Annotated in this window: 13 protein-coding genes; 5 read left to right on the top strand and 8 right to left on the bottom strand. The window is 61.0% G+C overall.

Translation table 11 applies throughout. The features are described from left to right. Window positions 1-157: 157 nt before the first annotated feature. The 7 genes from ACR1XU_RS14400 to ACR1XU_RS14430 all read right to left on the bottom strand — a co-directional run bounded on the left by ACR1XU_RS14400 (window position 158) and on the right by ACR1XU_RS14430 (window position 5,183). Window positions 158-1,333 (bottom strand): acetyl-CoA C-acetyltransferase, encoded by a 1,176-nt coding sequence (locus ACR1XU_RS14400; protein ID WP_170614380.1) that lies wholly within the window; start codon window positions 1,331-1,333, stop codon window positions 158-160. Window positions 1,334-1,524: 191 nt separating this feature from the next. Then, entirely contained in the window at window positions 1,525-2,358 is an 834-nt protein-coding gene (locus ACR1XU_RS14405) for an EAL domain-containing protein (RefSeq protein WP_480904717.1), read from the bottom strand. Window positions 2,359-2,471: 113 nt separating this feature from the next. Then, entirely contained in the window at window positions 2,472-2,660 is a 189-nt protein-coding gene (locus ACR1XU_RS14410) for a hypothetical protein (protein ID WP_170614382.1), read from the bottom strand. Between the two features lie 92 nt (window positions 2,661-2,752). Further along, on the bottom strand, window positions 2,753-3,724 hold the full coding sequence (locus ACR1XU_RS14415) for a sterol desaturase family protein (protein WP_480904720.1): 972 nt from the start codon (window positions 3,722-3,724) through the stop codon (window positions 2,753-2,755). After that, window positions 3,721-4,107 carry a hypothetical protein gene (locus ACR1XU_RS14420; RefSeq protein ID WP_170614384.1) on the bottom strand — a complete coding sequence of 129 codons (387 nt, stop codon included), beginning with the start codon at window positions 4,105-4,107 and terminating at the stop codon, window positions 3,721-3,723. Before ACR1XU_RS14420 ends, ACR1XU_RS14415 begins: the two co-directional genes overlap by 4 nt. Window positions 4,108-4,166: 59 nt before the next feature. Beyond that, window positions 4,167-4,496, bottom strand: coding sequence for a hypothetical protein (locus ACR1XU_RS14425; protein ID WP_170614385.1), 330 nt, complete (start codon window positions 4,494-4,496; stop codon window positions 4,167-4,169). 114 nt (window positions 4,497-4,610) lie between these two features. Then, window positions 4,611-5,183, bottom strand: coding sequence for a TlpA disulfide reductase family protein (locus ACR1XU_RS14430; RefSeq protein ID WP_170807406.1), 573 nt, complete (start codon window positions 5,181-5,183; stop codon window positions 4,611-4,613). A 21-nt stretch (window positions 5,184-5,204) separates the two neighbouring features. On the opposite strand from ACR1XU_RS14430, the gene argH reads away from it, so the two are divergent. Genes argH through ACR1XU_RS14455 form a run of 5 tightly spaced genes read left to right on the top strand, consistent with a single transcriptional unit; the run spans window position 5,205 to window position 10,859 of the window. Next, window positions 5,205-6,593, top strand: coding sequence for an argininosuccinate lyase (gene argH / locus ACR1XU_RS14435; protein WP_480904723.1), 1,389 nt, complete (start codon window positions 5,205-5,207; stop codon window positions 6,591-6,593). Beyond that, a complete protein-coding gene (locus tag ACR1XU_RS14440; protein ID WP_321249300.1) occupies window positions 6,590-6,775 on the top strand; it encodes an argininosuccinate lyase in 186 nt (61 codons plus the stop codon). The genes argH and ACR1XU_RS14440 overlap by 4 nt, the downstream gene beginning before the upstream one ends. A 30-nt stretch (window positions 6,776-6,805) precedes the next feature. Beyond that, window positions 6,806-6,955, top strand: a complete 150-nt coding sequence (locus ACR1XU_RS14445) for a hypothetical protein (protein ID WP_321249298.1) — start codon at window positions 6,806-6,808, stop codon at window positions 6,953-6,955. A 55-nt stretch (window positions 6,956-7,010) separates the two neighbouring features. Next, the gene (gene lysA, locus ACR1XU_RS14450) at window positions 7,011-8,276 is read left to right on the top strand and encodes a diaminopimelate decarboxylase (RefSeq protein WP_480904726.1); all 1,266 of its coding nucleotides are present in this window, start codon (window positions 7,011-7,013) and stop codon (window positions 8,274-8,276) included. A 36-nt stretch (window positions 8,277-8,312) separates the two neighbouring features. Then, window positions 8,313-10,859, top strand: a complete 2,547-nt coding sequence (locus ACR1XU_RS14455) for a TIGR02302 family protein (RefSeq protein ID WP_480904728.1) — start codon at window positions 8,313-8,315, stop codon at window positions 10,857-10,859. Window positions 10,860-10,877: 18 nt separating this feature from the next. Here ACR1XU_RS14455 and ACR1XU_RS14460 read toward each other — a convergent pair whose 3' ends face one another. Continuing rightward, a complete protein-coding gene (locus ACR1XU_RS14460; RefSeq protein ID WP_480904731.1) occupies window positions 10,878-11,591 on the bottom strand; it encodes a zinc-ribbon domain-containing protein in 714 nt (237 codons plus the stop codon). Window positions 11,592-11,661: the final 70 nt, after the last annotated feature.

Raw genomic sequence — 11,661 nt, forward strand, 5'->3', positions numbered from 1 at the left:
TAATTCTGTTACTCTGAGAGAGATTGGTGCGCAATATCGTTTCGTTCAGGTCTTTGCTTTTCTGCTCAGCGAAATTGTCGCAGCTACGGTGTAAGGCTTGATTGTAACAAAAAAGGGCGCCCGTGGGACGCCCTTTTCTATTTGGTTCTCAACGCACTTAGTCGCGCTCCACGCACAGGGCGACACCCATGCCGCCGCCGATGCACAGGGTCGCCAGACCCTTCTTCGCGTCGCGGCGCTTCATTTCGAACAGCAGCGTGTTCAGAACGCGGCAGCCCGAGGCACCGATCGGGTGGCCGATGGCAATCGCGCCGCCGTTCACGTTCACGATCGACGGGTCCCAGCCCATGTCCTTGTTCACGGCGCAGGCCTGCGCGGCAAAGGCTTCGTTCGCCTCGACCAGATCCAGATCGTCTACCGACCAGCCAGCTTTCTCCAGCGCCTTGCGCGACGCGTAGATCGGGCCCACACCCATGATCGACGGGTCCAGACCGGCAGTGGCGTAGGATGCGATACGGGCCAGCGGCTCGATCCCGCGCTTTTCGGCGTTTTCAGCAGACATCAGCAGGGTTGCGGCCGCGCCGTCGTTCAGGCCCGAGGCGTTTGCCGCGGTGACAGAACCGTCCTTGGTGAAGGCAGGGCGCAGCTTGGCCATGGCTTCCATGGTCGCGCCGTGACGGATGTATTCGTCGCTGTCCATCACGATGTCGCCCTTGCGGGTCTTGATGGTGAACGGCGTGATCTCGTCGGCGAACTTGCCGGCCTTCTGCGCGGCTTCGGCCTTGTTCTGCGAGGCAACGGCGAATTCGTCCTGCATGTCGCGGCTGATCTGCCACTTCTCGGCGACGTTTTCAGCGGTCTGACCCATGTGATAACCGTTGAAGGCATCCCACAGACCATCGCGGATCATCGTGTCGATGTATTTCATGTCGCCCATCTTGTGACCGGCGCGCAGGGCGGCGGCATGGGGCGAAAGGGTCATGTTTTCCTGGCCGCCGGCGGCGACGATTTCGGCATCGCCCAGCTGGATGTGCTGTGCGCCCAGAGCAACGGCACGCAGGCCCGAGCCACAGACCTGGTTGATGCCCCAGGCCGCGCTTTCCTGCGGCAGGCCGGCATTGATATGCGCCTGGCGCGCGGGGTTCTGGCCCTGAGCGGCGGTCAGAACCTGGCCCATGATGGTTTCGCTAACCTCGCTTTTGTCGATTCCCGCGCGTTCTACAACGGCCTCAAGCACAGCGGCCCCAAGATCGTGGGCGGGAGTGTTGGCAAACGAGCCGCCAAAGCTGCCGACACCGGTACGTGCGGCGGATGCGATTACTACGTTGGTCATTCGATTAATCCTTTACCGTCATGGTCCTGTGGGAAATGTGACGGCGCAGATCGTAGAGGATCCCCCTGCAATCAAGAGCGCCCCGTGATCCCCGCTCCAGCACCATTTGGATATCGCAATGCTGCACGCGCAGCAACGGGCAGCTTGTCTCAGGGCGGCAGGTCGTAGGCTGAAATGTGTTGCGGCAGGTGTTAAGTCCCTGTCTCCTGTGTCTTTTCCGCTTTCCATGGCGGTTTGACCGAGGGCGCGCCGAACAGAAAGCCCTGCAGGCAATCGACACCGCTGGCCACCAGAAACTCGGCATCCTGCTTGGTTTCGACCGATTCGGCAGTCACGAGGATCTCGAATTCGCGGGCAACCGCGATCAGGGCTCTGACCAGCGCCTGATTGTCGGGGTTCGTGCTGACACCACGCACGAATTGTCCGTCGATCTTGGCCGCGTCGAACAGAAACTCGCGAAAGTGGCGAAAGCTGAAGTTGCTGGCGCCAAAATCGTCCAGCGCAAAGGCGATGCCGCGGGCCTGCAGACGATCCATGAAATCGACCACCAGTTCCGGTACCTGCATCGCCGAACTTTCCGAGATTTCAAGGATCAGCCGTTCACCCAGAGCGGGGTCATTTTTCATGAACCGCTCAAGAATACGCGACCAGCGGGCGTAACCGATCGAGCGGGCCGACATGTTGACCGACAGACGGATCCCCGGATTGCGCGTCAGGGTGCGCAAACCCATTTCAAGCGCGACACAGTCCAGCTCGCGCCCGATTGGCGTGTTTTCAACCTCGGGCATGAACTCGCGCGCGGGAATGACCCGCCCGGTTTCGTCCAGCACCCGGATGAACCCTTCGTAAAACGCCACGCCGTGGGGGGAATTGGCCTGCATGACCGGCTGAAAAGCAAGCTTGCATTGCTTGTGTTTCACCGCCTCTGTCGCCATTTGCACCGTCGACAAATCGCGCGAAGCCACCGCCGCGTTCAGCGGATTGTCCGCGCCTTCCGGCAGATCAGCCAGTTTCCTGTCCCGCATGGGCACGCCCAGTCCTTGCGTAAGATCAATAGGGGTCCGCGCCCATATCAGAGCAAAGAAGTGAATCTGACGTTAATGGAGACAGAAGCGTAAAAGCTGCTATGTGCCGGGGATCACTTGGCCGATCGGCTGGTCTGGCGCAAGGTGGTTGCCGCGCCGATCAGGGCCCCAAGAAGGCCCAGCGTCATCATTGCAAAGCCCAAACCCAGGAATACCGAAGGTCCTCCGCCAATGGCTGTCAGCATGGCAAGGACAAGGCCGGTCAGGCCAAAAACAGTATAAAGGGTCGTTGTACGAGACATAATGGCCTCCGGGCACGCTAAATCAAAACATCGTTCTAATATGAAGCCGGGGCCAAATATTTCAAGTATTCAGCGTAAGATAGTCGTTGCGCTCAGGATTGTTCCGCCTGTTTTGCGGGCAAAAATTCCTCGAGATGTTCAAATCCGGGCGTTCCGCGATCTTCGGGATGTCGGGCCAGATGGCTGGCCTTGATCTGCTCAGAATTCTTCCGGCTTCCGTCATGGCTGTAGCCCGGCGGCGCAAAGCAATAGGCCAGGCGCTGCCGCCATGTCAGCCCGGGCTGCGTCGCGTCGCGCCAGATGCCGACCCATTCGTGAAAGGCCACGCGCAGCGGGTTGAACGTGCCGATATTATGCACCAGCCCATAGTCGACACGGTCATCATCCTGTTCCGGTACAAAAGTACCGAACATCTTGTCCCAGATGATGAACACACCAGCATAGTTGCAATCCAGGTAACGCGCATTGCGGCCATGATGCGCGCGGTGATGGCTAGGGGTGTTCATCACTGCCTCGAACCAACGCGGCATTTTGCTGATGGCTTCGGTGTGAATCCAGAACTGATAGATAAGATTCAGCCCGCCGACGAAAAGCACCATCGCGGGGTGAAACCCCAGCAGGATCAGCGGCGCGCGCACCACCATCATGAAGGTGAATGTATAGGTCCAGGTCTGCCGCAGCGCAGTGGTCAGGTTGTAATGCTGCGAACTGTGATGGTTCACATGGCTGGCCCAGACCCAGCGGATGCGATGGCCAAACCGGTGCACCCAGTAATAGCGTAGGTCATCCAGCACGAAGCACAGGATAATCACCGGGATCGAGGTGCCAAGGTCCAGCGGCGTGATCCGCCACAGCCACATGAAAAAGGCGTATGCGATGAAGCCCAGCAGAAAGCCCGAGGCGATGTTGCCCGCACCCATGATCAGCGAGGTTACGGCGTCGCGCGTCTCATACCGCCCACCGCGGCCCTTGATGGCGATCCACAGAAACTCGGCCAGAATGGCGGCGATGAAGAACGGGACGGCCCATTGCACGGCGTCGGGAAAGCTCAATTGGTCGGTCATGAAGGGTCCATCATCAGACGCCAGTGCTGGCGTTCGCTGTCATCAAGGCTGAGGATTACGCGTGGGGTGCTGAAATCATGAAACTGAACCTCGATGCCTTTGGGATGGTCCATCCAGTCGAAATCAAGCAAATGCCGCGCCACGGTATCCGCACCGAACGACCACAAAAGCCCCTTGCCAGCGTCCGTGCGGATCAGCGCCGCATGGCCGTCATGGGCAATCATGACATCAATAATGTAGTCCTCCGGGGCATGTCGCAGCCATTCCGACCGCGCCGTGTCCGGTGTCAGCAGGCGCAAACGGGATTTGCCCGTCGCATGCAGCAACAGGGTAATTCCGGCGATACCGCCGACCACCAGAACCAGCAGGATTTCAAGCGGCATTCCGTCCTCCCGCCGACAAGTTGCAAGGCGGATAACCGACTGTCAAAGGTGGCGTCGCGTCAGCCTTTTTCCAGACTTTCAAGGATTTCATGCTGCACCACGCGCCGGACGAACGGGACCAGACCTTCGGGACCAGACGTGCGGTCTTTCAGGTGAATGCAGATATCCGGACGGCGGGAGGCGATAATGCCCACCATTTCACCCCGTACCTTGTCATCCAGCCCCGCACCCATGATGGCGCATGCAATCCGGGGTTCGGCGTCCAGTTGCCGCCGCACCTCATCAGGATCATGTGCACCCAGCCATTGAATCGGCAGGTGATCCAGTTGCTGCGCGACATCCCCGATCACATTCGGCAAGCGTCCAATCAGCAAAACCACAGGTCTCATCGTCACCTCCATTCCCAAAACGCAAACTGCCCCGCCCAACAGGAGGGGCGGGGACAGTATATCACGAGATTGAAATGGACGGGCCTACATTACCGGATTGTACCGATGGTCTTTTCAGCTTTCACCCTCTGTGCCGACCAGCGCCGCGATGATCGCCTTGGCGCTGTCCGAATTCCATTCCGCATCCCCGATCAGACGCGCGATTTCCTGCCCCTCGGGGTTTAGGATGACGGTGATTGGCAAAGCGATGACGCCGAATTCACGCGCGGCGGCCTGGCTGGGGTCCTGATGGCGCGGAAGGTTGACGATTCCGTTCTCGTCGAAGAACTTCTTGATCCCGGCCGGGGTGTTTCGACCGGTGGCCAGGGTGAGAACCTGAAATTTGTCGCCGCCGAATTCTTCCTGCAACTCTGCAATCTGGGGCATTTCCTTGCGACAGGGCGCGCACCACGTGGCCCAGAAATTCACCAGCACGTATTTACCGGCGTAGTCCTCAAGCGAGCCTACACCACCGTCGTCCTCCAGCTGGAACTCGATGGTCTTTGCCGGTTTGGGTTCCTTATGCAGGATCAGCCGTTTCAGGCTGCCGTCCCGCAGCGGCGCCAGAGTTTCGGCATCACTGGCCAAAGCCGCATTTGCACCCAGCGCAAGGGCCATATAAAGGGGGATCAGACGTAACAGGCGCATATCAACTCCGGGTTTTCCAACATGACCGATCAATCCTCGAACCAGATGTGGGGCGGCCGCTTTGCCGCCGGACCAGACGCGATCATGGAGGCGATCAACGCCTCGATCGGGTTCGATCGGCGGATGGCAGCCCAGGACATCGCAGGCTCGCGCGCCCATGCCGCCATGCTGGCTGCCACGGGCGTTATAACTGATAGTGACGCGCAGGCCATTCGGGAAGGGCTGCTCACCGTTTTGTCAGAAATCCAGAACGGAGAATTTCAGTTCTCGACCGCGCTGGAAGACATCCACATGAATGTCGAAGCGCGCCTGAAGGAAGTGATCGGAGAGCCCGCAGGCCGTTTGCACACGGGCCGCAGCCGTAACGATCAGGTGGCAACCGATTTCAAACTCTGGGTCCGCGATCAGCTGGACGCGGCGGAAACCGGGTTGCTGGCCCTGATCCGCGCGCTTTTGGCGCAGGCCGAGGCCGGGGCGGACTGGGTCATGCCCGGATTTACCCATCTGCAAACCGCGCAACCAGTGACGTGGGGTCACCACATGATGGCCTATGTCGAGATGTTTGGCCGTGATCTGTCCCGCGTGCGCGACGCCCGCGCCCGGATGAACGAATCGCCGCTGGGTGCCGCCGCGCTTGCAGGCACTTCTTTCCCGATCGACCGGCACATGACGGCCGAGGCGCTCGGCTTTGACCGCCCCGCCGCGAACTCGCTGGATGCGGTCAGCGACCGCGACTTCGCGCTGGAATTCCTTTCGACCGCCTCGATCTGTGCCGTGCATCTGTCGCGCTTCGCCGAGGAACTGGTGATCTGGTCCTCGGCCCAGTTCCGGTTTGTGACGCTGTCCGACCGGTTCTCGACCGGATCGTCGATCATGCCGCAAAAGAAAAACCCCGATGCGGCGGAACTGATCCGCGCCAAGGTGGGGCGTATCTATGGCGCCAATACCGCGCTGATGATGGTGATGAAGGGTCTGCCGCTGGCCTATTCCAAGGACATGCAGGAAGACAAGGAGCAGGTCTTCGACGCCGCTGACAACTGGATGCTGGCGCTGGCGGCGATGGAAGGCATGGTCAAGGACATGACCGCCAACCGCGACAGCCTTGCAGTCGCCGCCGGATCAGGTTTTTCGACCGCCACCGACCTGGCTGACTGGCTGGTGCGCGTTCTGGGCCTGCCGTTCCGCGACGCCCACCACGTCACCGGCGCGCTGGTGGCCATGGCCGAAGCCAAGGCCTGCGACCTGCCCGATCTGACCCTTGAGGCCATGCAGTCTGTCCATGCCGATATCACGAATGATGTCTATTCTGTCCTAGCCGTCGAAAATTCGGTAAACTCGCGCCAGTCCTATGGTGGCACGGCACCGGATCAGGTCCGCGCCCAGGTTGAGCGATGGAAGGGACTGGTGTGAAACAAGTCATGCGCATCTTCATGCTGATCGCGGTCGGAGTTGCTCTGGCCGGGTGCGGCGCGGACGGCGAGCCGACCACCCCAACCATGAGCGCCAGTGTCGGTGTCGGATCAAATGGCGTTCACGTCGGCGCAGGCGTCGGATTCTGGCGCGGACCCGTCGGTGTGTTCTTTGGTGTCTGACCGGCCGAACGAAAGAACGAAAAACTCTTGATGAAAACCTTTCTTCTGATCCTTTCGCTGGCCGCCCTTGCAGCTTGCGACCCAAACTACAAACCGCGCTCTGAACCGGCGTCGGAACCCAGAGGTTCGGGCATTTCCATCTCGGGGTATGGCCGCGTGGGAATTTCGACGACAAAATAAGGGTTCCGCCGGAATCATTTGCTCCGAATGCCCTTTTTGGTCTAAGCGCGCAGTCATGGATCACTTTCTCTACCGCGACGGCGCGCTCTACGCCGAGGATGTCCCTATTTCCGAGATTGCAGCCGCGGTCGGAACGCCGTTCTACGTCTATTCCACCGCGACATTGCTGCGGCACTTTCAGTTGTTCGATGACGCGCTTGAGGGCACCGATCACCTTGTCTGCTACGCGATGAAGGCGGCCAGCAATCAGGCGATTCTGAAAACGCTGGCGCAAGCCGGTGCGGGAATGGACGTGGTCTCGGGCGGGGAATACATGCGCGCCAAGGCAGCCGGTGTGCCGGGCGACAGGATCGTGTTTTCGGGCGTTGGCAAGACGGCGGATGAAATTCGCACCGCACTGACCGGTGGCATCCGCCAGTTCAACGTGGAATCCGAGCCCGAGATGGAGGTGATCAATGCCGTCGCGCAGGAGCTGGACGTTGTGGCGCCGATCACAGTGCGGGTGAACCCCGACGTCGACGCCAAGACCCACGCCAAGATCGCGACCGGCAAGTCCGAGAACAAGTTCGGCATCCCGATTGCGCGCGCTTCCGAAGTCTACGCCCATGCTGCCAGTCTACCCGGGCTGGAGGTGATCGGCATCGACGTTCATATCGGCTCGCAACTGACCGAGCTTGAGCCGTTCGAGCTGGCATACACCAAGGTGGCGGAGCTGACCAAAAAGCTGCGGTCTGAAGGGCACGATATTCGTCGCCTCGATCTGGGCGGTGGCCTCGGCATTCCGTACACCCGCTCGAATGACGCACCACCACTGCCAGTGGAATACGGTGCACTGATCAAGAAAACGCTGGGCCATCTGGGTTGCGAGATCGAGATCGAGCCGGGCCGATTGATTGCCGGAAATGCCGGGCTGATGGTCAGCAAGGTGATCTATGTGAAATCCGGCGAGGGTCGCGATTTCCTGATCCTTGACGGCGCCATGAACGACCTGATCCGCCCCGCAATGTACGAGGCGTATCATGACATTGTCGCCGTTCATGAACCCGCGCCGGGGGTCGAACAGCAACCCTATGACATCGTGGGCCCGGTCTGCGAAACCGGTGATACCTTTGCCAAGCAGCGCGATATGCCGCCGCTGAACGCCGGTGATCTGGTCGCGTTCCGTAGCGCCGGGGCCTATGGTGCGGTGATGGCCAGCGAATACAACACCCGTCCCCTGATCCCCGAGGTTCTAGTGCATGGGGATCAATTTGCGGTTATTCGTGAACGCCCAAGCTTTGACGAAATCATAAACCGCGATACCATACCCCCATGGCTCTGACGCGATGATCGCACGGGCCTGATCAGGAGGCCCGCCTTGAGCGACAGATCAAACCTGCCTATTCCCCGGCTCTCTCTGCGGCTGACGCACGCAGGGATGCTGGCCGAGCGGGTTTTGCGCGCGTTTTGGCCGTTTTTCTCGGTTTTGATGGCCATTCTGGCTTCTCTGATGTTGGGTCTGCAGGATCTTGTCAGTGTCGAATTTGTCTGGGCGGCGGGCAGTGTCGCGCTGATCGGACTGCTTTCTGCGCTCATGTTCGGGGTCAGGCGATTCCATCTGCCGACACGCGCCGAGGCGCTGGGGAGGCTGGATGAAACACTGCCGGGACGCCCGATCCAGGCCTTGGTGGACGATCAGGCCATCGGCTCCATGGACGCGGCCTCGGTCGCCTTGTGGCAGGCGCACCAGAAACGCATGGCACAAAAGGTGGCGCAGGCCGAACCCGTAAAGCCTGACCTTAGGCTGGCAGACCGCGACCCCTTTGCCTTGCGCTATGCAGCGCTTCTGGCGCTGGTGATCGCAACCCTGTTCGGGTCGTTCTGGCGTATCGGATCCGTGGCCGAGATGACGCCGGGGACCGCGACAGCGGGGCAGGGGCCAAGCTGGGAAGGCTGGATCGAACCGCCCAGATATACCGGTCTGCCGACGCTCTATCTGGCCGATCAGCCGGGCCCCGATCTGACGCTTCCACAGGGCAGCCGCATCACGTTGCGCTTTTATGGTGAAGTCGGGGCACATAGCCTGACCGAGACCACGTCTCTTTTGGGGGCCGAGGCCGAGACGAATCCCGAACAGGATTTCGTGGCCGAACATTCAGGGCAATTGAAGATCGAAGGCCCTGCAGGGCGCGAATGGGCGCTGAACCTGCTTGCCGACGCCGCGCCGCAGATTGCGGTGACCGATGTGGCCGAAGCCGAGGCGGGTGGTCAGATGAAACTGCCCTTTGCGGCAAGCGATGATTATGGCGTGGTCTCGGGCACCGCATTGATCGAACTTGATCTGGCCTCGGTTGATCGCCGCTTTGGCCTGACTGCAGACCCTGAACCGCGCGAAGCCGTGACCGTTGAACTGCCGATGCCGATCACCGGCGACCGGGCCGATTTCACGGAAGACCTGATCGAGGATTTCTCGGAACATCCCTGGGCGCACCTGCCGGTCACGATAACCCTGATGGCGCGGGATGCCGCCGATCAGGAAACCTGGTCCGATCCCTATCAGACGGCCCTTCCTGCGCGCCGTTTCTTCGACCCGCTGGCTGCCGCGGTGATTGAACAAAGGCGTGACCTGTTGTGGGCCCGTTCCAATGCGCCGCGCATTGCGCAAGTTCTACGCGCCGTGTCCCACCGTCCCGAGGATTTGTTTCGGTCCGACACCGCCTATCTGAGGCTTCGGGTCGTGCTGCGCCGGTTGGAGACGTTCACCGACTATGGTCTGAAGCCGGATCAGCAGGCCGAGATAGCCCAGGCCCTGTGGGATCTGGCCGTGCTGATCGAAGATGGCACTCTGGCCGATGCGCTGGAACGCATGCGCCGCGCGCAGGAGCGCCTGACGGAGGCGATGAAGAATGGTGCCAGTGACGAGGAAATCGCCGAGCTGATGCAGGAGTTGCGCGAAGCCACGCAGGATTACATGCGACAGCTTCAGCGGCTGGCACAAGAAAACGGTGAAGGCGGCGAGAACCAGACAGGCCCAAATGGCGAGTCTCTGCAGATGACCCAGGACGATCTGCAGCGGATGATGGACCGCATTCAGGAGCTGATGGAACAGGGCCGCATGGCCGAGGCGCAGCAGGCGCTGGAAGAGTTTCAGCAGATGATGGAAAACATGCGCGTGACCCAAGGTCAGGGGCAGGGCGGACAGTCCGAGGGTCAACAGGCCATGGAAGGGCTTGCGGAAACCCTGCGCGAACAGCAGGGCCTCAGCGATCAGGCGTTCCGGGATTTGCAGGAACAGTTCAACCCCGGTGCGCAGGCCGGTGAAAGCCGCGGCAACGAAGGCCGTTCCGGTGGCCTGGGCCGGGGCCAGAGCCATGAAGGTCAGGGCGGTCAGGGTGACGGCTCGGACGATCAGGCCGGCGGCGGACAACAGGGCCAGGGATCGCTTGCAGACCGCCAGCAGGCTTTGCGCGAAGAACTCAGACGTCAGGAACGGGGCTTGCCGGGTGCGGGAACCGCAGAAGGTGAAGCGGCGCGCGAGGCGCTGGGCCGCGCCGGTCGCGCCATGGACGAAGCCGAAGACGCCCTGCGCGGCGACGATCTGGCCGAAGCCATCGACCGCCAGTCCGAAGCGATGGAGGCCCTGCGCGAGGGGATGCGCTCGCTGGGCGAGGCGCTGGCGCAGAACCAGCAGAACCAACCGGGACAGGGCTCGCAGGAAGGCGACATGGAGGCTAACAACCGTGACCCGCTGGGCCGCAGCCCGGGTGCCGCCGGGTCGATCTCGACCGACGACAACCTGTTGCAGGGGGAAGACGTCTATCGCCGCGCGCGTGAACTGCTGGACGAAATCCGCCGCCGCACCGGTGAATCCGATCGGCCCAAGATCGAGCTGGAATACCTCAAACGCTTGCTGGAACGTTTCTGACGCTTGGTTTTGCGCGGCTCAGTTCTGAACCGCCCCGGATTGCGCCTGAAGCCAGACACGCGCCTGATCCACCAGCGAGACATAGGGTTTCAGAACAGGGTCGGCCTGCGGAACAGCTTCACTGATCTGCTGCGCGTTGCTGTAGATCAGAAACAGAAGAACGCCGATGATCAGGATCAGTGAGAATCCCCGCAGAAAGCCGCCCGATTTGCGCGGCGCGGGCTGATCGTCGGTATCGGACGCGTTCACCTCATCGCTGCGCAGGCTGGAATTGATCGCCTCGACATCCGGCAAAGCGTCTTTCTGCCCCGCATCGGCGGCGGTTTCCACGGGAACGGATTGCGTCGCAGGCGCCGGTTTGGCGACCGGTTCCAGCGCAAGATCAGGCTGGCTTTCAAGGCCGCCCCCTTCCTTGGCCCGCAATTCCGCCTCGCGGGCTGCCTCCTCCTTCAGGATGCTGGCGACAGAGGGGTCGACACCGCTTTTGGCCTCGGCAGGCTGCGCCTCTGCGGGCTCGTTCAAGTCGTCGGCTGGCGGCGATGCGGGCTCGGGCGCCTCATCGGTTGCAGCGTCCGGTGCTGCCGGTTCGGGCGCAGAGGCTGCTTCAGCCGGGTTCTTCGCCTGAAACCACGTCTCTTCACAATTGGAACACTGAACGTCGCGGCCTTCTTCCGGAATAACCTCATCCGGAACTTCATACTGGGCACTGCAATTGGGACACGTAAGACGCATGCTGCCTCCTGGCCGATTGATCGGCCTGATAGTAGTTTTTTAAGGAACCATATTCCGTTAAGACCCAACA

The sequence above is a fragment of the Ruegeria sp. D1(2025) genome (genome assembly GCF_056536425.1).